This is a genomic window from Klebsiella sp. P1954 (genome assembly GCF_018199955.1).
In the GTDB taxonomy this organism is placed as follows: domain Bacteria; phylum Pseudomonadota; class Gammaproteobacteria; order Enterobacterales; family Enterobacteriaceae; genus Klebsiella; species Klebsiella pneumoniae.
Genome location: NZ_CP073373.1, coordinates 3,020,054 through 3,040,816, shown reverse-complemented (window position 1 = coordinate 3,040,816; position 20,763 = coordinate 3,020,054). Strand labels below are relative to the sequence as shown.

Below are 20,763 nucleotides of genomic sequence, written 5' to 3'. Positions count from 1 at the left end.
TGGCTATTTATTCTAGCCAGAATGGGATGGTTATTATCTGAAATATATTAATTATTAAAGCGAGATAACCATGAATTCTGTAAAAAAACTGCCTTTAGCCATGGCGGTGGTCGCCGCGCTGTGCCCAATTTCTGTCATGGCGCAAGAATTTACGCAGGAACAGATCGACGCCATCGTCGCCAAAGCCGTTGATAAAGCGCTGGCCGACCGCCAGGCAAAAATCGACGCCGCGGCCAACAAAAAGGTCGACGTGATTACTAACCCGGAAACCACCGCCGCCTCGCCGGATATGGCCATTCCGTTCGGCCTCAAGTTCAGCGGCTACGCCCGCTATGGCGCCCACTTCCAGACCGGCGACCAGAAATATGTCGGCGTCGACGGCTCCTATAACGGCGCCTCGGCGATCGGCCGTCTGGGCAACGAAAGCAACGGCGGCGAATTCCAGATCAGCAAGGCCTTCAAAAGCGCGCAGGGGGCTATCTGGGATCTTAACGTGATGTTCGACCACTGGAGCGACGAAGTTAACCTGAAGAAGGCCTACGTCGGGGTCACCAACGTGCTGGAATCCAACCCCAACGCCTATCTCTGGGCCGGCCGCGACTTCCACCAGCGTCCGCAACAGGGGATCAACGACTACTTCTGGATGAACCACGACGGCCAGGGCGCCGGGGTGAAGAACTTTGATATCGGCGGCGTGCAGTTCGACGTGGCGGCGGTCTCGCAGGTGAAATCCTGTAGTCCGGAAGTGATGGCCGATGAGACCAACCCGTCGCGCATCACCTGTACCGGCAGCTCCGACACCGGCGACAACGGCCACTACGCGCTGACCACCAAAACCCACAACATCAAGGCCGGGCCGATCGACGTCGAGGTGTACGCCAACTACGGCTTTGACTCGAAGGCGGTGGACAGCGACGCGCGTCTCGAAGCCTGGCAGGGCGGGCTGGTGCTGAGCCACACCAACGACAGCGGGGTGAACAAGGTGATCCTGCGCTATTCCGACAACTCGGATAACAGCGTCTATAACAAAACCGACGACCTGACCACGGTCTACGCCAGCTTCGAGGGCAGCCATAAGTTCACCCAGCAGGCGCAGGTGGAATATCTGCTGGCCTTCCACGACTACGACAACGGCAAAGATAATACCGACAACCGCAAAAACTACGGCGCCATCGTCCGGCCGATGTACTTCTGGAACGACGTGCACTCCACCTGGCTGGAAGCGGGCTACCAGCGCGTGGATTACGACCAGGGCGGGGATAACCACGGCTGGAAGCTGACGCTGTCGCAGAACATCGCCATCGGCATGGGGCCGGAGTTCCGTCCGATGCTGCGCTTCTATGTGACCGGCGGCCAGGTGGACAACGAGCATACCGCGAAGGTCAACAACACCAAAGACCAGCAGCTGGATTCGCTGAACGTCGGCGGGATGTTTGAGGCGTGGTTCTGATGCGAGAGCGTTGTTGAAGGAGCGTTCCCGGCTGGCGCTACGCTTAGCCGGGCTACAACTGGTGCGCTCCATTTATGCCGGATGGCGGCATCAATGCCTTATCCGGCCTACGTTCCTTCCTGTGGGACCCCACCCCAGGACCGGCAAGCGCAGCGCCGCCGGGCAGTCAGACCCGTGCCCTGGTGGCGTCATCAATTCTTTATCTCTGGCTTAATCGGCGGGCGATACGCTCAAGCTTCATCATCAACAGCAGCGTGACGCCCACCAGCACAATGGTCAGCGCCGAGCCATCGGCGATATTGCCGCGATCGGTGAGGCTGAAAATGGTCACCGGCAGCGTCGTCCAGCCCGGCGGATAGATCATCACCGTCGCCCCTAGCTCTCCCATCGACAACGACAGGCTCAGCGCCAGCGCCGAGATCATCCACGGCGTCATCAGCGGCAGCGTCACATGGCGCAGGCGATACCACGGCGAAGCGCCCAGGCTGGAGGCGACGTTTTCAATATCAGCGGAAATACGCGCCAGCCCGGTCGTTACGTTGCTGAAGGTAAAGGCGGAGATCAGCACGAAGTGCGCCGCCAGAACGATAAAGAAGGTGCCGTTCATCTGCAGCGGCCCCTGGCTAAACGCCACCAGAATGCCCAGCCCGACGGAAACCGAGGGGATGGCGCTGGGCAGATAAAACGCCAGGCCAAGATATTTCTGTAGCGTCGCGCCATACTGGCGCAGCGCCAGCGCCGCCCACATCCCGCACAGCAGCGCCAACAGGCTGGCGCAGAAGCCCACCATCAGGCTCGAAAACAGCGAATCCCACGCCGCGCCGCGAAAGGCGTTAACAAAGTGAGCAAAGGTAAAGCCGGTGGGCAGCAGGCCGTTCCATTGTTTACTCAGGCTGGAGAGTAAAATCACCGCCAGCGGCAGCAGGAAAACGCCGGCAAAAAGCGTCACCGCCAGCGCGCCCGCCGCCGCGCGGCCTTTACGCGACCAAATCAACATCGTTAACTCCTTACGCCAGTGCGCGCCGCCGCCAGCCGATAGAGCATAAACAGCCCCAGCGACAGCAGAATATTGATCAGCGCAATCATGCAGGCCACGCTGTAATCCGACTCCAGAATCGCCTTGCTGTAGACCATCATCGGCAGGGTATTGACCCCTTTGGCGCCAATAAACAGCACGATCCCGAACTCGTTAGTGGTCAATAGCAGGCACAGGCTGCCGCCCGCCATCAGCGCCGGGAGCGCCGCCGGGAAGATAACCTGGGTAATCACCCGTAACGGATGAGCGCCGAGAATACTCGCCGCTTCCAGCTGGCTCTTATCTATCTGCCGCAATCCCGCCATCAACGGACGCATCACCAGCGGCGTAAAGACGGTAATCTCCGCCAGAATCACGCCGTTAATCGAATAGAGGAAGTCTACCGGCGGCAGTTCAAAAGCAAACAGCGCCATCAGGGTGCCGTTGAGCAGCCCCGCCGAGCCGTAAATAAAGGTGAACGCGAGAGTGATAAGAAAAGTCGGCAGCGCAATAAAAGTATCAATGACCCGGCTCACCAGTTGGCTGCCGGGAAACGGAATAAACACCAGAATCAGCGCCAGGACGCTGCCGAGCACCAGGCAGCCAAGGGTAGCGAACACCGCAATCTGTAAGGTATTGAGCAACGCGCCAATAAAGCGTTTTGAGTCAATCACCTGCCAGAAGGTCTCGAGGCTCAGGTTGCCGCTGGCGTCGCGCAGCGCCTGTTCGGCGATCAGCAGCAGCGGATAGAAAAACAGCGTCGCCAGCACCAGCAGCGGCAACGCCAGCCACAGGTAAGGGCGTAGGTTTCGCGCCGGACGCGCAAGCGTGAGGGTTTGCGCCATCATTGCACCTCGATCAGAACCGCATCGCCAGGTTCGAAGTAGAGCGACAGCTTGTCCCCCGCGCGCGGCAGTGGGTTGACCTGAGTCATGACGCCCGCACCGCTTCGCCGGCAACATCGCACAGCAGATGCGTCAGATCGCCCTGCCAGTGCACCGACGTCAGGGTGGCGTTGAGGCGATTACTGGTTGCCGATCGCGGCGCCAGGCTCATGTGCTGCGGGCGAATGCATAACAGCTTTTTGTTGCCATGCAGGCCGCCCCGGCTGAAGGCGTTAATCAGGCCGCCGCCGCAGCTTACGCTAACCAGCCCCGGCTCGGGGCTGTCTTTCAGCGCCGTCGCCTGCAGGATATTGGCGCGGCCGAGGAATTCGGCGCTAAAGCGGTTCGGCGGATAGTGGTACAGCTCGTGCGTTTCACCGTGGGCGATCAGCGACCCGTCTTTCATGATGCCGATTTTGTCCGCCAGGGTCAGCGCTTCGGTCTGATCGTGGGTGACGTAGAGGATGGTGAGCTCCGGCAGTTCGCGATGCAGGCGGGCAATCTCTTCCACCATGTTATGGCGAATTTGCGCATCCAGCGCCGACAGCGGTTCATCAAGCAATAGCACCCGAGGACGCACGGCAATCGCGCGGGCTATCGCCACGCGCTGCTGCTGGCCGCCGGAAAGCTGATGCGGGTAGCGGGTGGCGTAATCCGCCATGCCGACGATTTTTAAGGCTTCAGTCACCCGCTCGGCGATAAGCCCCCTGGGCTGCTTTTGCGCCCGCAGGCCGAAAGCAACGTTATCTTCCACCTTCATATGCGGGAACAGCGCGTAGTTCTGCACCACCATCGCCAGCCGCGTTTGTACGGCGGCAACTGGGTGACGTCAGTATCGCCGATCAGGATCCGCCCGCCAGCCGGTTGCACAAAACCGGCAATCGCCCGCAGAACCGTGGTTTTCCCGGAACCGGAAGGGCCAATCAGCGCCAGCACCTCACCGGGCTCAATGGTCAATGACAGCGGTTTTAAGACCACGTTGCCGTGGTATGAAACGCGCAGCGAGTCCAGGGTGATCCCGGACGTCCCCGCCAGCGACGGGGAAGAAGTGACGGTGGTTTTCATCAACATCAGGCTTACTCGCTATCGGTCACTTTATGCCAGCGGGCAATGTCAGCCGACAGCGATACCGCGACATCGTCCCAGTTAGGTTCCCAGCTCTTCACGCCGTCGAGCGCCGCTTTCGCCGCCTTAAAGTTAGCATCATCCGGCGCTACATCGTTGCGTACCGGCAGGCCCCAGGAGCGCGCGCTGACGCTGGATTGCGCCGGTTTATCCAGCAGGAAATTGATCAGCTTTTTGCCGTTTTCGCTGTTCGGTCCGTTCTGTACCAGCCCGATGGTGTAGGGCAGCGCCAGCGCGCTGCGCTCGCCTTTGTCATCCGCCGGCCAGAAAATTTTAACGTTCGGGTTACGCGCCATCTGCGACAGGTTCATCTGCAGATCGCCGTTGGCGACGTACAGCTCGCCTTTGTTGACCAGCGCCGTCAGCTTACCGGTCGAGGCCGATGGGCCAACGTTATTGGCCTGCAGCTTGCCCAGATACTCGAAGCCGGCGTCTTTACCGCCGAGGCTGTGGAACGCCTGCAGCATCACCGCGGTACCGTCGCCCGCCTGACCCGGCGTGGAGTACTGCAACTTGTTCTTGTAGCGGCTATCCAGCAGATCCTGCCAGCTGGCCGGCGCGGTTTTCAGCAACTGGCTGTTATAGATGAAGGTCAGATAGTTGTTCACCAGCGGCGCGTAACGGTCGTTAGCGCCGGGGATCTGCGCGCTTCCCTGCGGGGTAAAGGTTGCCAGCAATTGCTCTTTCGCGGCGCGCTGGATAAACGGCGGCACCGTGACCAGCACATCAGCCTGCGGATTGGTGCGCTCCTTGGCCAGACGCTCGACGATCGCGCCGGAGCCGCCTTCCACATACTGCACTTTGATGCCCGTCGCTTTGGTGAAGGCAGCGAACTGGCTCTGATACCAGCTGTTATCGCCGTCATGCAGGCCGTCGGCGGAGTAAACCGTGACGACGCCGTCCGCCCAAACCGGAGAGCTGGTCAGCGCGAACAGGGACAGCAGAGCAAGTCGGGAGAGTTTCATCGTGTAAGCCTCATCGCAGTTAGTTATTCTGGTGTAGACCAGATTTAGCTTCACGCTACCGAGGGTTTATGACAAAACGATGAAAGAAGTATGTCGAAGGAGTTAAAACGAGCGGGATGCGTAGCCCCGGTAAGCGCTAGCGCCACCGGGGAGATGAAAAAATTTAACTAATAAAATCAATGGGTATCGACTTCGATCCGCAGGCTATCATGCCGCCAGTATTCGATATCGTAGTCGAGAATACGCCCGTGCTGATCGTAATTCAGCCTGCGCAACAGCAGCGCCGGGCGCCCCTCCATCACCCCCAGCGCCTCGGCGGCCTGCGGCGGCATTGAGGTGGGATAAAACGACAGATGCATACTGGTATAGATCAGGTCGTAGTGAGTTTGATAAATCTCGGTCAGACTGCCGTTGAGATCGTGGCGCAGCAGCTCAGGCACCCGCGCGGGCAGACAGTGGTTTTCGCAGTAGCACACCGGACGCCCGTCGGCATAGCGCAGCCGGGTCAGCAGGTAGACCTGATCGAAGGGCTGCAGCGCCAGCGGCGCCATCACATCCAGCGGCACGGCAGCCAGGCGGCCATCAAGCAGCACCGTTTTCGGTTCGCGACCCTGCTCGAGACACAGCTTGTGGAAGTTGGTATTTTGCGTCGGATCCAGCCATAGACGCTCCGGCGTCACAAACCAGCCGCGGCGGTCGGCGCGGTAAATCACGCCGCTGGCCTCCAGCTGCGCCAGGCTCTCACGCACCGTAATCCGCGTCGTGTTGAACAGCGCGCACAGCTCGCGCTCGGAAGGCAGCTTGTCGCCGCTTTTGAGGGCGCCGTTTTGAATACGCGCCTGCAGCTGCGCCTTAATCATCAGGTATTGCGGCATCTCGCCAGAGGGTGATTTCATGTTTACTCACTGCCACTTTTCGTGCGCTCATTATACATAGCCAGATGAATTTTTTGTTGCAGCGCCACATTTCCTTTGACCCTGTCCCGGCTTTGTCTCCATGATAACTATAAATCTGGTATAGACCAAATGGTGAGACAAATGACTTCACGGAACTACCTGCTGCTGACCCCCGGCCCGCTAACCACCTCCCGTACGGTAAAAGAGGCGATGTTGTTCGATAGCTGTACCTGGGATGATGATTACAATCTCGGCGTGGTACAGACCATTCGCCAGCAGCTGGTGCAGTTGGCTACCCCGGCCGACGGTTATACGGCGGTGCTACTGCAGGGTAGCGGCAGCTACGCGGTCGAAGCGGTGCTCGGCAGCGTCATCGGCGAACAGGGCAAAGTGTTGATCGTCAGCAATGGCGCCTATGGCGCGCGTATGATTGAGATGGCGCAACTGATGGGCATCGCCTGCCACCCTTACGACTGCGGCGAAGTCTCCCGTCCGGACGCGGCCGCGATCGAACAGATCCTGCAGAACGACCCGGCGATCACCCATATCGCGATGGTACACAGCGAAACCACCACCGGTATGCTGAATCCGATCGAAGAGGTGGCCGAACTGGCGAAACGGTACGATAAACGCTATATCGTCGATGCGATGAGCAGCTTCGGCGGCATTCCACTGGATATCGCCGCGCTAAATATTGATTACCTGATAAGCTCCGCCAACAAATGCATTCAGGGCGTGCCGGGCTTTGCCTTCGTGATTGCCCGTGAAGCGGAGCTGGCCGCCTGCAAAGGCCGTTCGCGCTCGCTGTCGCTGGATCTGTACGCCCAGTGGCGCTGCATGGAGGACAACCACGGCAAGTGGCGCTTCACCTCGCCGACGCATACCGTGCTGGCCTTCGCCCAGGCGCTGAAAGAGCTGGCGCAGGAGGGCGGCGTCAGCGCTCGCCATCAGCGCTACCGCAACAATCAGCGCCGGCTGGTCGCCGGGATGCGCGCGCTCGGCTTCCGGCCGCTGCTCGACGATAGCCTGCACTCGCCGATCATTACCGCCTTTTATTCACCGGATGCGCCGCAGTATCGCTTTCACACCTTCTACCAGAAGCTGAAAGATCAGGGCTTCGTTATCTATCCGGGCAAAGTATCGCAAAGCGACTGCTTCCGCATCGGCAACATTGGCGAAGTCTACGACGCCGATATCACCGCCCTGCTGGCGGCTATCGACAACGCCATGTACTGGAAACAATAAGGAACCGCCATGAACCGTATTAGCGCACTGATCCTTGACTGGGCAGGCACCACCGTAGACTTCGGCTCTTTCGCCCCGACGCAAATTTTCGTCGAGGCCTTCCGCCAGGCCTTCGATATTGAGATAACCCTTGAAGAGGCCCGCGTGCCGATGGGGCTTGGCAAGTGGCAGCACATTGAGGCGCTGGGCAAACTCCCTGCTGTCGATAGCCGCTGGCAGGCCAAATTCGGCCGCGCGATGACGGCCGCGGATATCGATGCGATCTACGCCGCGTTTATGCCGCTGCAAATCGCTAAGGTTGTCGATTTTTCCGCACCGATTGCCGGCGTGGTCGACACTATCGCCGCGCTGCGCGCCAAGGGCCTGAAGATCGGCTCCTGCTCGGGCTATCCGCGTCCGGTGATGGAAAAGCTGGTACCGGCCGCCGCCGCCCAGGGCTACGCCCCGGACCACTGGGTCGCCACCGATGACCTTGCCGCCGGCGGTCGTCCGGGCCCGTGGATGGCGCTGCAGAACGTGATTACCCTGGGCATAGACGATGTGGCCCACTGCGTGAAGGTCGACGACGCCGCGCCGGGCATCAGCGAAGGGTTACATGCCGGGATGTGGAGCGTCGGGCTGGCGGTGTCCGGTAACGAATTCGGCGCAACCTGGGAGGAGTACCAGGCGATGTCGAAAGCGGAAATCGCCACCCGCCGCGAGCGGGCGGCAGGCAAACTGTATGCCGCCGGGGCGCATTATGTGGTTGATACCCTGGCGGACCTGCCGGAAGTGATTGCCAACATCAATGCCCGGCTGGCAAAAGGCGAGCGGCCTTAAGCGGGTGAATTCACCTTCACTTTGGCCGCCACCAGCAGGCCGGTAAACAGCATCAATATCCCTGACAACACCAGCGGCGACAGCAGCCCTAAGTGGTCAAGCGCAATGCCGCCGACCGCGGCGCCGCAGGTGTTGGCCAGCTGGATCACCGCCACCTGAATCGACCCGGCTTTTTCCGCCTGATCGGAGAGGGAACGGGTGATCCACGTTGACCACCCCACCGGGATCAGCGCAAACGCGAAGCCCCAGATAATCGCCACCGTCGAGGCGATGATTTTGCTCTCTCCCCACAGCACCAGCGCCACCGCGCAGGCGGTCAGCACCAGCGGCGCAATCGCCAGCGCCGCTTTCACCGAACGCTTGAGCAGCACCGAGGAGAGCGAGGTGCCGATAAAGCTGGCGATACCAAAGCTCAGCAGCACCAGCGTCAGGCCGTCGACATCAAACCCGGCGAGGGTCATGTACACAGGGCGAATATAGGTAAAGAAGGCGAACTGTCCGGCAAAAGCCATGAAAATGGCGCACATTCCGGCCATCACCCCCGGACGCTTCAGCAGACCAAACATATTTTGCTGCTGAGAAGCCGATTCACCGGGCAGCGACGGCAGCGCTTTCAGCACCCAGAGCGTACACAGCACGCCCATCACCGCCGCGCCGTTAAAGACGTTGCGCCAGCCGATAAGCCCGCCAAGGAAACTGCCCAACGGGGCGGCGATCACCAGCGCGATTGATACCGCGCCGAAAATAATCGATAGCGCTTTCGGCACCACGCGCATCGGCACCAGACGCATGGTAAGCGAGGCCGACATTGCCCAGAAGCCGCCGAGCGCCAGGCCCAGACAGGCGCGCCCCAGCAGTAGCAGGGTGAAGCTATCGGCAAACGATACCAGCAGGCAGGAAAAGGTCAGCAGCAGCGAAAACAGAATAACCACATAGCGGCGATCGGTTTTGCCAATGACGGAGGTGATAAACAGGCTGGAAAACATCGCGACGAATGCCGTCGTCGTCACCGACTGCCCGGCCATCCCTTCGGAGATGCCTAAATCCAGCGCCATCGGCGTCAGCAGACTGACCGGTAGAAATTCGACGGTAATCAGGCAGGCAACGCAGAAAGCAACCGCGAAAACCGCCGACCAGTTTGGCCGCGCGAGATCGCGTGCATGGGATTTGGTTTCATTTGAATGACTCATGAGTGACCTGCGAAGAAAGTGGCTGAAAGCCGCGCAGTGTAACATTTTGTTTGTGACGAATTTAACGTTTTCGCAACTCTCATCGCTTTTCATAAGAGGATGCGTAGCTGCTCGTATGTTTAAAAAAACGATGCTTGCTATCGCTTTAACAAATCTCAGGAGAATTTAATATAGCACTATGTGCTATACTTTTAACGACAGGATGTCAGCAATGCGTATCTTCAAAACCAAATGGTTCGCCAGAGAGGCTAGCTCTCATGGCATTTCCGACGACGAGCTCTATCAGGCAATTCAATCTGCGCTTCAGGGCAAGGTGGTTGATTTAGGAGGAGGGGTTTATAAAAAGCGACTCAACAAGAATCGCGATCGCGCAATCATCCTTACCAAAAGCGCAGAGTATTGGTTTTATACCTTTCTATATGCCAAACAGGATATGGCCAATATCAACCATCGCGAGTTAATGGGTTTTCGTGAGTTAGCAAAACACTATGCCAATCTCTCTGAAGAGAAAACGACGGCCTTAGTTAAAAGTAAAGAATTAGTGGAGATTTGCGATGACAGCAAAAAATAAATACAAAAGCCCGGCTTTCGAAGCGATCCATAGCGCTGCGTCGGGGCTATTCAGCGTTGGCGCAATCCCACAGGAAACAATGCGCCATTTTGATGAATCATGTCTCGGTAGCGTAGCCGCACTTCAACCCATTGAAATTAAAGCGCTACGTGAACAACTCAATGTTAGCCAACCCGTGTTCGCTCGTTATCTGAATACCAGTGTGTCTACCGTGCAAAAATGGGAGACTGGCGCTAAACGACCGAGCGGAATGTCATTAAAATTGCTTAGCGTCGTACAAAAACACGGCCTGAAAATCCTACTGTAGTTATCCTGCCGGATGGCGCTTACGCTTATCCGGCCTGCAAGTGACGAGTGCGGAAACCGTAGGCCGGATAAGGCGCAGCCGCCATCCGGCACAAAAAGCGATGAACCCCAGGCCGAATAACTATGAGATCAGTGCAGCCAGTGCACGCCGTCTTCCGGGAGAAACAGGTCGTTATAGCGCTGCTGAAGGTTATGCAAATCGCTCATATCCGGATCCAGCTCGCGCAGAAACCCTTGCGCCAGGCGGATCTGCGCCTCGGTGATCGGCGCCGCTAAACGCGCTTTTTGCATCAGGCGATACCAGTAATGCAGGTTTTTTTCGCTGGCGTCGACAATCGCGACCTGCCAGATGAGCAGCACCTGGGCGGCGTTCTGCAGATGTGCTTCATTCGGCCGCTCCAGGTAACGCAAATACTCATTACCGGCGGTTTTTCCCAGCTGATCGATCATCGATTCCAGCGGGACAGGCGTGATGCCGAGGCGTTCGCTCAGGCGGCGGATCGCGCGGCGTGAATCAGAGGTAAGCACCCGAAATCCCACAACAAACACCACTACCAGGGTGGCCAGTCCTATCCAGATCATGCATCCTCTCATCCAATCGCAGCCTGACTATCATAATGGGAATTTGCCTGCTGTCGACTGTCGGGCCTGGCATAATGCGCAAGAAATAAAAAAGCCCGGCGCGAAGGCCGGGCAAGGTTACCAAATACCTGGTGAATCAGGCGGTCTGCAAAATACGGTTCTTTTTCTCGCGGCGAATTTTACGCTCTTCAAAGATAGCCACGATGGCCATCAGGCAGATACAGCCGACGGCGGCGGCGTCCAGCGCCGCAAAGGTGCCGGCCCAGCCGGTCAGGCCGAAGACCGGGGTGCCGTCGGCGATCATCCCGAGACCCAGTTTGGCGAAGCTATCGCCGATCAGATAGGCGAAGGTGCCCTTGATCCCATCGGCGGCGCCGATCGCTTTTTTCGGTACGAAACCGACGGCGGCGACGCCGATCAACAGCTGCGGACCAAACACCAGGAAGCCCAGCGCAAACAACGAGGCCAGATAGACGTACTGGTTGCTGGCATGTTGGTAAACCCCGAGGGTGGCGATAATCAGCGCCAGCGCGATGCAGGCCACCAGCGCGCGGCGGCCGTTGGCCAGATCCGACAGCCAGCCCCACAGCAGCGTGCCGACCAGCGCGCCGACCTCAAACAGGGTAAAGCCCTGAATCGCCACCTCTTTCGACAGCTTCAGCTCCTGGAAGGCGTACACGGTGGACCACTGATCGATACCGATACGCACCACGTAGAGGAAGATGTTGGAGAAGCACAGCAGCCAGATCACTTTGTTTTTCAGCACGTACTCAACAAAGATCTGCCACTTGGTCATCGCATTTTCTTCGGTCTCTTTGTCCTCTTCGCTGATCGCTTCGCCAAACAGCTCTTCCGCCGTGCCGAGGCCGTAGGATTCCGGAGAGTCGCTACCGTAGCGCAGGCCGATAAAGCCAACGATCAGCGCAATAATCGACGGGAAGATAAACATGCCGATCACATGGCCGTCGAACAGATAGTTGGCGCCAAACAGCGCCACGCCCGCCGCGCCCGCGCCGCCGAGGTTGTGGGAGATATTCCAGAAGCCGAGGAAAGTGCCGCGTTTGCGTCTGGGCGTCCACTTGGTGATGGTGGAATAGCTGCACGAGCCGCCGGTGCTCTGGAAGAAACCGCTCAGCGCATAGAAGGCGATCATCAGGAACAGGCTGGTAGAACCCGCCCCCATGCTGGCGCTAAAGCCCAGCATACAGATGGCGGAGAGGATCAGCATAAACGGCAGGAACTGCTTGGTGTTTTTGCCGTCGGCATAATAAGAGACCAGCGTCTTGCCCACGCCGTAGGTGATGGAGAAGCCCAGGCCAATCATCCCCAGCTGCGTCATGCTCAACCCGTAGGTGGAGATCATGTCGTTCTGCGCGATGTTAAAGTTCTTGCGGATCAGGTACATGGTCAGGTAGCCGATGAAAACCACCAGATAGGACTGCATGAAAGGTTTGAACCACATTTTGCGCCGCACATCGAGCGGCAGATCCAGGGTCGGCTTGCGCACCTGATTCAGAAAGGCCAGCATGGGTATCTCCTGAGCTGATTTTTTATGCCTGCGTAATAACCAGGCATTGTAAAAACCAGCGCGCCGTCTGGCCTGAGACGGCGTCCAGGTAAAACCGGGAAAATTTCTTAGTTTTGCCCCGTTCGCGGCGAAAGGGTGAGCTACATCACGCTTCGCTGGCGGTACGCGGCGCCTGCGCGTTTAAAAACGGCAGCAGCAGCAGCGCGGAAATGCCGGCGGCAATCGCAATCACCACGAAGAATCCGGTCCAGTGCCAGATATCCATCACCTGCGCCAGCGGCCAGCCGGAAAGCGAGGCGCCAAGATAAGCGAACAGGCCGACAAACCCGGTTGCCGCCCCGGCGGCTTCTTTATGCGAACATTCCGCCGCCGCCATGCCGATCAGCATCTGCGGGCCGAAAACGAAGAAACCGGTAGTGAAGAAGCAGGCCGCCTGCATGACATAGCTGGCGAACGGCATCAGCCACATGCCGCCAACCGACAGCAAAATTCCGGCGGCGAAAATCAGGTTCATCGGCCCACGGTTGCCGTTAAACAGCTTATCCGAGCCCCACCCCGCCACCAGCGCGCCGATAAAACCGCCCAGCTCAAACATGGTCACCGCCGAGTTAGCGGTCACCAGATCGACGCCTAGCGTCTCCGACATATACAGATTGCCCCAGTCGTTAATCGCCGCCCGCACCACGTACACCAGCACATAGCACAGCGACAGTAGCCAGATGTAGGGATTGGCCAGCACGTAGCGGGTCAGGATCGCTTTACGAGACATCCCAGCGCCTTCCTGCTGCTGGGCGATTTCCAGCGCATCGTGACGCCAGTCGCCCACGGCGGGTAACCCCACCGCCTGCGGGCGATCGCGCAGCCGCCAGCACAGATACAGTCCGGCGAGGATCGCCAGACAGCCGGCGATGGTCATCCCGGCACGCCAGCCGTAGTGCAGCGCCGCCGCTCCCACCACCATCGGGATCAGCGCGCCGCCGACGTTATGCGCCGTATTCCATAGCGCCCACCAGCCGCCGCGCTCGGTCCGCGAATACCAGGCCGTCAGCAGTCGGGCGCAGACCGGCGAGCCCCAGCCCTGGAAGAAGGCATTCAGCGCCCACAGCAGCGCGAAAGCCCATAGTGAGGAAGAAAAACCGAACAGAATATTCACCACCCCGGTGGCGATAAGCCCCAGCCCCATAAAATAGCGGGCGTCGGAGCGGTCGCTGACGATACCGGAGAAAAATTTCGACAGTCCGTAGGTGATATAGAACAGCGTGGCCAGCAGGCCAATATCGCTGCGGGTCAGGACGTTGCTGGCGAGAATTTCCGGGACCGCGGCGTTAAAGCTTTTGCGGGTGAAATAGAACAGCGCGTAGCCCAGCCAGATGGTCAACAGGATATGGCGACGCCAGTAGCGATAACGCGCATCAAGCTCGCGTTTATCGCTAATCGGCGCAGCGTCCGGCGGGGCTTTTAAAAAGGCGAACATCGGCGATCCTCTCAGGCGTAACGCAGCGGTAGATTGACGCACACCCGGGTACCGTGGGTGCAGGAGATCGTCAGTGTGCCGCCCAGGGCGGTCACGCGCTCGCGCATGCCGGTCAGGCCGAACCCCTGCAGATTCGACCCCGGCGGCAGGCCGCAACCGTCATCTTCCAGCACCAGCATTAGTCGCTCATCCTGCTGCCAGCCCTGCAGAGTGACAGCGCTGGCGCTGGCGTGCTTGACGATATTATTCAGCCCCTCCTGGCAAACGCGAAACAGCGTCACGCGCTGGTTCTCGCTCAGTCCCGCCTCGTTAATCCGCCAGTCGAGATGGCTGACAATGCCGCGGTCCTCCAGCTCCATCTCGCGCATCAACGAACGTACCGCCTGCTCCAGCGGCAGGTCGTCGAGCTGACGCGGACGCAGACGGCCTAGCAGTCTACGCACCGAGTCGTAAACTCCCAGCGACAGCTGTTCTATCAGCTGACCGCTCTGGCGCACGCTGGCATTGTCCGGCGCCAGCCGCTGTACGATCCCGGCCTGGGTGCGGATCGCGGTGATGGTCTGGCCGATATCATCATGGAGCTCGCGGGCGACGTCTCGCCGCACGCTCTCTTCGGTCTCCAGCAGGCGTTCAGCCAGCCGACGATTACGCGCCAGCTCGCTTTGTAATGACTGGTTCAGCTCGCGTAACCGCTGGATCCCCGCCCCCAACAGCAGCCCGGTGAGGCTCTGTGCCAGCAGGGAAAGCAATAAATCGACCGGGTGATCGTGCCAGGTCTGGCTGGCAATCAAGGCGATAGCGTTCATCAGGGTGGCGATCAGCGCGCCCTGCCAGCCGTAGTGCCAGGCGAGGGCGATAATCGGCAGCGCCAGACAAAACGGGGTAAAGCGGGAGAGCTCGGCGGGCAGGCCAAGCTGCAGCCACAGGCTAATGGTGAATAACAGCAGATACCAGATCAGATGCCGCCCGCGCCAGTTAACCGGCTGCGCCACCAGCGCCGGCCCCAGCGGCCGCCAGACGGTGCTGGTAAGATAGTGCCAGAAAACCAGGCAGGTCGGCGCCAGCGTCAGGCCGCCGGTCAGCGTCAACAGCAGGGCGTTAAGCCCCTCGTCCCCCTCCGCCAGCCACGGCAGCGATTGCAGCAGCGCGGCGGCCATTAACGCCCCGCCCTGGCGCAGCAGCGTCAGCCAGTCGCGCTGCTGCCGGTAGCGCGAGATCAACGCCACCGGCAGCAGAGTCAGCAGGCTTCCGGTCATCAAAATTATCGGGTGCGCCAGCGCCACCTCCTGCGCCAGCCAGAAGATAAGCAGCCATTCGGTTCCCAGCAGCACTGGCCAGTAGCCGCGGGGGCATTGCAGCATTAACCCCAGCCGCAGGCCAAAGGGAAACAGCAGCACCGCTAAATCCGCGCGTTCCACCAGATGCAGACTGATGCTCCACAGGCAGAACCAGGCGGCCGCGAAGATAAAGGCGCAGCCGATGACCGACAGCAATCGTGAGACGACGGCCTTCATTGCCAGCTATCGAACATGCGGCGCGCCAGCTCAACGTCGTTGCTGACGCCCAGCTTTTCCAGCAGGTTGGCGCGGTGTACGTGGACGGTTTTCGGCGACAGACCGAGCTCGGCGGCAATCTCTTTCACCGCCATGCCCTGCGCCAGCTTTTCCGCCACCTGACGCTCGCGTTTGGTGAGCGGATCCTGGCGCCCGGCGGCCAGCTTCATGGCGATATCCGGCGTGAGATAGCAACCGCCCGCCGCCACCGTGCGTACCGCGGCGATAAGTTCATCGGGGCTGCAGCGTTTCGACAGGAAGCCGCGCGCGCCGGCGTTCAACGCCTGCTCGATCAGCGCCGGGCTATCGTGTACCGACAGCATGATGGTCGCCATCCCCTTCGGCAGCTGGCTGAGCAGCTCCAGCCCGGAAATATCCGGCATTGAGATATCGCAGATACAGACCTGCACGCCGCGCCCCGGTAGCCCCGTCAGCTCCTCGCGGCCGCTACCAAATTCGGCGACAACCTGAAAATCAGCTTCCAGCCCCAGCAGCTGAGCAAAGCCGGAGCGGACAATCAAATGATCGTCAATAAGGGCGATGGTGGTCATGGTGTGTCCTGGTGCCTGAAAACGCCGGATGGCGGCGTAAACGCCTTATCCGGCCTACGGATTCACTGCTTGTAGGCCGGATAAGCGCAGCGTCATCCGGTAAAGGCGCTTACCTTAGCGATAAGCGCGTGGCTGTTCAAGCCTTGAGCGCTATTCGAAGAACACCGCAATTTTGTTAAACATGGTGGGATCGGACTGGTTACGCGCCACTTTGGTGACATCTTCCAGCTTTTCAATCTGGCTAATCATCTGCCCCAGTCGCTGGTCATCATTTACCAGCAGCCAGATGCGGCTGTGTTCGCTGCCCTGAATTGGCAGACAGAGAATGCCTTCGACGTTAAACGCGCGACGGGCAAAAAGCCCGCACACGTGGGTCATGACGCCGGGATGGTTGCGGACGGTGAGTTCCAGAATGACGTTATCACATTGTTTTTGCATGGCTTATTCCCCCACCATTTCAGTATTGGCCGCACCCGGCGGTACCATCGGATACACTTTCTGCTGTGCGTCGATGCGCACGTGGATCAGCGCCGGCCCCGGACGGTCGATGATCGCCTGCAGCGCCGCCTGCGGATCGAATTCATTATTTAAATCACAGGTTTGCAGGCCAAAACCGGCGGCAATCTGCATAAAGTTAATCATCCCCGGATAGGTGGCGGCAAAAACGCCCTGCTGATAGAACAGGCTCTGCTGCTGATGCACCAGCCCCAGCGCTTCGTTGTTCAGCAGGATAATTTTTACATCCAGCTGATTTTCGGCGGCGGTGGCCATCTCCTGAATATTCATCATCAGGCTGCCGTCGCCGGAGAAGCAGATAACCTTGCGCTGCGGATTGGCCAGCGCCGCGCCGATGGCTGCCGGCAGGCCGAAGCCCATGGTGCCGAGGCCGCCGGAGGTCAGCCACTGGCGCGGACGATTGAGCGGGTAGGCCTGCGCCGTCCACATCTGGTGCTGGCCAACGTCGGTAGTGATGATCGCTTCATCATCCACGCAGGCGGCCACGGCGTTAATCAGGCCGTAATGGGAGAGCGGGTCGCTTTCCTGCGGGATGGCGCAGGGGAATTCGCGCTGCAAGTCGGCCACCAGCTGGCGCCATTCCTCGCGCGGCTGCGCCTCAATCTGCGGGTTCAGCTGGGCTAAGACTTCCGCCACATCGCCCTGAATCGCCACGTGCGGTTGCTTAATTTTGCCCAGTTCGGCGCGGTCGATATCGACGTGGATAATCTTCGCGTTCGGGCAGAACTGCTCGGTCTTGCCAATCGCCCGGTCATCAAAACGGGCGCCTAAAACAATCAGTAAATCCGCCTCCTGCAGAATGAAGTTGGTGCTGCGCGCGCCGTGCATCCCCAGCATGCCCAGCGACAAAGGATGCGCCTTCGGCAGCATGCCCAGCGCCATTAAGGTCATGGTGGTCGGCAGGTTGGCTTTTTCCGCCAGCTCACGGATCGCCTGCGGCGCGTTAATCACCCCGCCGCCCAGATACAGTACCGGGCGTTTCGCCGCGTTGATCATTGCCGCCGCTTCACGCACGCTTTCAGGCGCGAATGCCGGTGCCGGGGCGCGCTCGCCAGGCTCAGGCAGCGCTTCCAGCTCAATGGTCGCCGACTGCACGTCCTTAGGAATGTCTATCCACACCGGCCCGGGACGCCCGGACTGGGCAATACGGAAGGCGTCGCTGATCACCTGCGGCAGCTCGGCAATGTCGCGCACCAGATAGTTATGTTTGGTGATGGGGATAGAGATGCCGTAGGTGTCCACTTCCTGGAAGGCGTCGGTACCGATCATCGAGGCCGGTACCTGGCCGGTGATGCAGACCAGCGGAATCGAATCCAGGCGGGCATCGGCGATCGCCGTCACCAGGTTCGTCGCCCCCGGGCCGCTGCAGGCCATACAGACCGCCGGCTTGCCTTCGGTACGCGCCATCCCCTGGGCGATAAAGCCCGCGCCCTGCTCGTGGCGCGCCAGGATGTGGCGGATCTGCGTGCTCTGGCTTAAGGCATCGTAGATAGGCAGGATGGAGCCGCCCGGAATGCCGCTGACCATAGTGATACCCTGGCGCTCCAGTAAATGAACAACCAGCTGCGCGCCGGTAAAGCGCATTGTGTTTGATGTGGTGCCCGAACTTGCCATGCTCCAGTCCTTTTCTTCTGGGCCGACTTTACCGGGGGGCTCGCCAACAAAAAACCCCGCTCGGTTTGCGCCGGCGGGGTTTGGAATTCGTGTTGTTCCGGACCCTACGGCGCATTGCCGACGACGACCACCACAGACACGACGACCACCGCGGCTGGCGCGGTTTTTAGTAGGGTCGAAGCGATCAGGGTTGCGTTCATTAGGGACCTGTTGTGTCGAAAAATAAGCTGAATTTATACAAACACAGGTTTTACGTTTTCACAATGGATTTATTTTCATCCACGAAAATTTGCGCGAAAGATCACAGTTCGGCGCAAAAGGACAGAAAACAAAAAACCCCGCCGGAGCGAGGTTTTTATCAGCATGGTTACAGGTGGTAGCCGCAAGCACACTGTATTACGTCAACGCCAAAAGTATACGCGATCGCTGCAGTTCGCGCAATTTAAGGTCGGTTTTTCTCTGTCATAGAGTATGGATGAGAGGGGCGGATTTGTCCAAAAAATACTGCTCATCCATACAGTATTTATCTATACTGGGTGTGTTCACTTTGTGCCATTCGGGGGCCGCAAGTTTGACCGGCGCAACGAAGTCCTGGCTGAAACGGGTGGTGCCGTCAGTGCCTTAACCCCGAGAGAGCACACTGTGTTACGTCAACAACGTGCAGTCACTGGCCCGCGCGGCAACGCGTGGCTCAGCGCTGCGCACCCCTGTCGTTGCAGGCGGCGGGCCGGGAAGCCGTTCATGGAAAGGACGAACTATCGGCCAGGGCAGACGCCGCCGGCGACAGGCAGGGATAAGCTGGCAACGGGCAGCGGAAAGGTACGTCAGCTTATTGTGCTCCTTAACCACAGGAGACGCGCGTATGGGCGGAATGGATATTATTATTTTGATCCTGAAACTCATGGTTGCTGTGTTGCAACTACTTGATGCAGTCCTGAAACAGTTCCGCTGATTCAGGTTCAAGTCGCACCTGAGGGGGGCGGGAAACCGCCCCCCTGCAGGCGCCCGCCGGGCGTCCCGGTATGACTTGATGGAGGATGCTATGCCACCCCTGTTAATTGCCGCCACGACGCCGGATGCCCCGGGGTTCGCGGCGCTACGAATTGAAAGCCTTGAACAGCATTTCAATATGCTGCGCCGCCTGGCGGAAAACTGGCAGAGCGGCAAAAACCGCTTTAACGCGCCGGGCGAAACGCTGCTGGGCGCCTTCGTCAACCACCAGCTGGTAGGGGTATGCGGCATCAATAGCGATCCCTTCAGTCCGCAGCCGCGGGCCGGGCGCATTCGCCACCTCTACATCAGCGAACGCTATCGTCGCCGGGGCATCGGCCAGCAGCTGCTGGTCTCGGTTATCACCCACTCCAGCGCCTGGTTCGACTTTCTCAACACCCATGCCCCGGCGCAGGCCTGGCCCTTTTATGAAAGGCTTGGTTTTCGCCCGGTGTACGATGAACCGCGGGTAACGCATCGCCTGTTTTGTTCGCTTTAACCCCCCGCTGGCAGGCAGCGCGGGCGCGTGTTACATTCCGGTGACCTTCACTGTTGAACCTGTCTGCGATGACCCTCACCGTATTCTGCATTTTGCTGTTCGCCGCCCTGCTGCACGCCAGCTGGAACGCTATCGTCAAAGCCAGCGGCGATAAAATGTACGCGGCGATCGGCGTCAGCGGCTCGGCCGCGCTGATCGCCCTGGTGATGCTCCCCTTTGCCCCGCAGCCCGCGCTGGTCAGCGCCCCCTATCTGCTGGCGTCGTGCGCGTTACAGGTGGTGTATACGGTGCTGGTGGCGAAGACCTACCAGGTATCGGATATGAGCCAGACCTATCCGCTGATGCGCGGCACTGCGCCGCTGCTGGTGGCGGCGATAAGCGTGCTGTTCCTCGGCGATCGTCTGTCGCCGCTGGCCTGGCTGGGTATCGGCGTCATCTGCCTGGCGATTCTGGCGATGGCCTTTAACGGCCGCGCCAGCTCGCGCAAAGGCATCGTGCTGGCGCTGATCAACGCCTGCTTTATCGCCGGTTATACGCTGGTGGACGGCACCGGCGTCCGGCTGGCGGGCTCGGCGCTGGGCTACACCCTGTGGACCTTTTTTATGAACGGCTTTTGCCTGCTGTGCTGGGCGATGGTGGCGCGACGGCGTGAGGCCAGTCGTTATTTACGTCAGCACTGGAAAAAAGGCATCCTCGGCGGGATCGGCACCATGGGCTCCTACGGCCTGGCGCTATGGGCGATGACCCAGGCCCCGCTGGCGGTGGTCGCCGCGCTGCGTGAAACCTCCATTCTCTTCGGCGCGCTGATCGCCTTTATCGTCCTGAAAGAGCAACTGATGCCGCTGCGCATCGTGGCCGCCTGCGGGATTGCCGCCGGGGCGATCCTCCTGCGCCTGGCGTAGCCTGAGATGGCAACATTAGTTGCCGTTCCTGTTTACATAATCTGCCTGGAATTCCCTCAACAATCGGCACTTTGCAGTTGTTCTGTCA

23 protein-coding genes and 1 pseudogene are annotated in these 20,763 nt (G+C 59.5%); 9 read left to right on the top strand and 15 right to left on the bottom strand.

The annotated features are described in order from the left end of the window. Positions 1 to 70: 70 nt before the first annotated feature. Complete coding sequence (locus tag KB890_RS14550; protein WP_004181575.1) at positions 71 to 1,450, top strand: carbohydrate porin; 1,380 nt, start codon at positions 71 to 73, stop codon at positions 1,448 to 1,450. A 199-nt stretch (positions 1,451 to 1,649) separates the two neighbouring features. On the opposite strand, the gene phnV is transcribed toward KB890_RS14550, so the two are convergent. From phnV to phnR, 6 genes and pseudogenes are all read right to left on the bottom strand, one after another. After that, positions 1,650 to 2,447 carry a 2-aminoethylphosphonate ABC transport system, membrane component PhnV gene (gene phnV, locus KB890_RS14545; RefSeq protein ID WP_004145044.1) on the bottom strand — a complete coding sequence of 266 codons (798 nt, stop codon included), beginning with the start codon at positions 2,445 to 2,447 and terminating at the stop codon, positions 1,650 to 1,652. 2 nt (positions 2,448 to 2,449) lie between these two features. Continuing rightward, positions 2,450 to 3,310, bottom strand: a complete 861-nt coding sequence (gene phnU, locus KB890_RS14540) for a 2-aminoethylphosphonate ABC transporter permease subunit (protein ID WP_002923191.1) — start codon at positions 3,308 to 3,310, stop codon at positions 2,450 to 2,452. Positions 3,311 to 3,395: 85 nt separating this feature from the next. Then, positions 3,396 to 3,521, bottom strand: a complete 126-nt coding sequence (locus KB890_RS27695; RefSeq protein WP_237083726.1) for a hypothetical protein — start codon at positions 3,519 to 3,521, stop codon at positions 3,396 to 3,398. A 432-nt stretch (positions 3,522 to 3,953) separates the two neighbouring features. Continuing rightward, positions 3,954 to 4,414: pseudogene (locus tag KB890_RS27690) on the bottom strand (ATP-binding cassette domain-containing protein); the annotation flags it as partial. Between the two features lie 11 nt (positions 4,415 to 4,425). Further along, a complete protein-coding gene (gene phnS / locus KB890_RS14530; protein ID WP_004181578.1) occupies positions 4,426 to 5,439 on the bottom strand; it encodes a 2-aminoethylphosphonate ABC transporter substrate-binding protein in 1,014 nt (337 codons plus the stop codon). A 176-nt stretch (positions 5,440 to 5,615) separates the two neighbouring features. Continuing rightward, on the bottom strand, positions 5,616 to 6,335 hold the full coding sequence (phnR, locus tag KB890_RS14525) for a phosphonate utilization transcriptional regulator PhnR (RefSeq protein WP_004145049.1): 720 nt from the start codon (positions 6,333 to 6,335) through the stop codon (positions 5,616 to 5,618). A gap of 141 nt (positions 6,336 to 6,476) precedes the next feature. Here phnR and phnW point away from each other — a divergent pair, with 141 nt between their 5' ends. Continuing rightward, positions 6,477 to 7,580: a 2-aminoethylphosphonate--pyruvate transaminase gene (gene phnW / locus KB890_RS14520; protein ID WP_004181579.1), complete on the top strand. Its 1,104-nt coding sequence runs from the start codon at positions 6,477 to 6,479 to the stop codon at positions 7,578 to 7,580. Between the two features lie 9 nt (positions 7,581 to 7,589). After that, positions 7,590 to 8,399, top strand: a complete 810-nt coding sequence (gene phnX / locus KB890_RS14515; RefSeq protein WP_004181580.1) for a phosphonoacetaldehyde hydrolase — start codon at positions 7,590 to 7,592, stop codon at positions 8,397 to 8,399. Here the strand turns inward: phnX and nepI are convergent. Beyond that, on the bottom strand, positions 8,396 to 9,589 hold the full coding sequence (nepI, locus tag KB890_RS14510) for a purine ribonucleoside efflux pump NepI (RefSeq protein ID WP_004181581.1): 1,194 nt from the start codon (positions 9,587 to 9,589) through the stop codon (positions 8,396 to 8,398). The two genes, phnX and nepI, sit on opposite strands and share 4 nt — an antisense overlap. 211 nt (positions 9,590 to 9,800) lie before the next feature. Here nepI and KB890_RS14505 point away from each other — a divergent pair, with 211 nt between their 5' ends. Both KB890_RS14505 and KB890_RS14500 read left to right on the top strand, forming a co-directional pair. Next, positions 9,801 to 10,160, top strand: a complete 360-nt coding sequence (locus KB890_RS14505) for a type II toxin-antitoxin system RelE/ParE family toxin (RefSeq protein ID WP_004181582.1) — start codon at positions 9,801 to 9,803, stop codon at positions 10,158 to 10,160. After that, a complete protein-coding gene (locus KB890_RS14500; protein ID WP_004173862.1) occupies positions 10,144 to 10,467 on the top strand; it encodes a helix-turn-helix domain-containing protein in 324 nt (107 codons plus the stop codon). Before KB890_RS14505 ends, KB890_RS14500 begins: the two co-directional genes overlap by 17 nt. A 128-nt stretch (positions 10,468 to 10,595) precedes the next feature. On the opposite strand, the gene KB890_RS14495 is transcribed toward KB890_RS14500, so the two are convergent. From KB890_RS14495 to ivbL, 8 genes are all read right to left on the bottom strand, one after another. Beyond that, positions 10,596 to 11,048 carry a DUF1198 domain-containing protein gene (locus KB890_RS14495; RefSeq protein WP_004181583.1) on the bottom strand — a complete coding sequence of 151 codons (453 nt, stop codon included), beginning with the start codon at positions 11,046 to 11,048 and terminating at the stop codon, positions 10,596 to 10,598. Between the two features lie 136 nt (positions 11,049 to 11,184). Then, positions 11,185 to 12,576 (bottom strand): hexose-6-phosphate:phosphate antiporter, encoded by a 1,392-nt coding sequence (uhpT, locus tag KB890_RS14490; RefSeq protein ID WP_002923280.1) that lies wholly within the window; start codon positions 12,574 to 12,576, stop codon positions 11,185 to 11,187. 145 nt (positions 12,577 to 12,721) lie between these two features. After that, positions 12,722 to 14,050, bottom strand: a complete 1,329-nt coding sequence (locus KB890_RS14485) for an MFS transporter (protein WP_004181584.1) — start codon at positions 14,048 to 14,050, stop codon at positions 12,722 to 12,724. An 11-nt stretch (positions 14,051 to 14,061) separates the two neighbouring features. Continuing rightward, entirely contained in the window at positions 14,062 to 15,543 is a 1,482-nt protein-coding gene (gene uhpB / locus KB890_RS14480; RefSeq protein WP_020324525.1) for a signal transduction histidine-protein kinase/phosphatase UhpB, read from the bottom strand. A gap of 17 nt (positions 15,544 to 15,560) precedes the next feature. Then, positions 15,561 to 16,154, bottom strand: coding sequence for a transcriptional regulator UhpA (uhpA, locus tag KB890_RS14475; protein ID WP_094965550.1), 594 nt, complete (start codon positions 16,152 to 16,154; stop codon positions 15,561 to 15,563). A 150-nt stretch (positions 16,155 to 16,304) separates the two neighbouring features. Continuing rightward, positions 16,305 to 16,592 (bottom strand): acetolactate synthase small subunit, encoded by a 288-nt coding sequence (gene ilvN / locus KB890_RS14470; protein ID WP_002923283.1) that lies wholly within the window; start codon positions 16,590 to 16,592, stop codon positions 16,305 to 16,307. Between the two features lie 3 nt (positions 16,593 to 16,595). Beyond that, positions 16,596 to 18,284 carry an acetolactate synthase large subunit gene (gene ilvB, locus KB890_RS14465; RefSeq protein WP_004181586.1) on the bottom strand — a complete coding sequence of 563 codons (1,689 nt, stop codon included), beginning with the start codon at positions 18,282 to 18,284 and terminating at the stop codon, positions 16,596 to 16,598. A 104-nt stretch (positions 18,285 to 18,388) separates the two neighbouring features. Continuing rightward, positions 18,389 to 18,484 (bottom strand): ilvB operon leader peptide IvbL, encoded by a 96-nt coding sequence (gene ivbL / locus KB890_RS14460; protein ID WP_002923286.1) that lies wholly within the window; start codon positions 18,482 to 18,484, stop codon positions 18,389 to 18,391. A gap of 12 nt (positions 18,485 to 18,496) precedes the next feature. Between ivbL and KB890_RS14455 the strand changes: the two genes are divergently transcribed. The 4 genes from KB890_RS14455 (at position 18,497) to KB890_RS14440 (ending at position 20,675) form a co-directional block, all read left to right on the top strand. Continuing rightward, complete coding sequence (locus KB890_RS14455) at positions 18,497 to 18,664, top strand: hypothetical protein (RefSeq protein ID WP_004150272.1); 168 nt, start codon at positions 18,497 to 18,499, stop codon at positions 18,662 to 18,664. 452 nt (positions 18,665 to 19,116) lie between these two features. Continuing rightward, positions 19,117 to 19,236, top strand: a complete 120-nt coding sequence (gene tisB / locus KB890_RS14450; protein WP_004145059.1) for a type I toxin-antitoxin system toxin TisB — start codon at positions 19,117 to 19,119, stop codon at positions 19,234 to 19,236. Positions 19,237 to 19,326: 90 nt separating this feature from the next. Continuing rightward, positions 19,327 to 19,773, top strand: a complete 447-nt coding sequence (locus KB890_RS14445; protein ID WP_002923294.1) for a GNAT family N-acetyltransferase — start codon at positions 19,327 to 19,329, stop codon at positions 19,771 to 19,773. Positions 19,774 to 19,841: 68 nt separating this feature from the next. Further along, on the top strand, positions 19,842 to 20,675 hold the full coding sequence (locus KB890_RS14440) for a DMT family transporter (protein WP_002923296.1): 834 nt from the start codon (positions 19,842 to 19,844) through the stop codon (positions 20,673 to 20,675). Positions 20,676 to 20,763 lie beyond the last annotated feature (88 nt).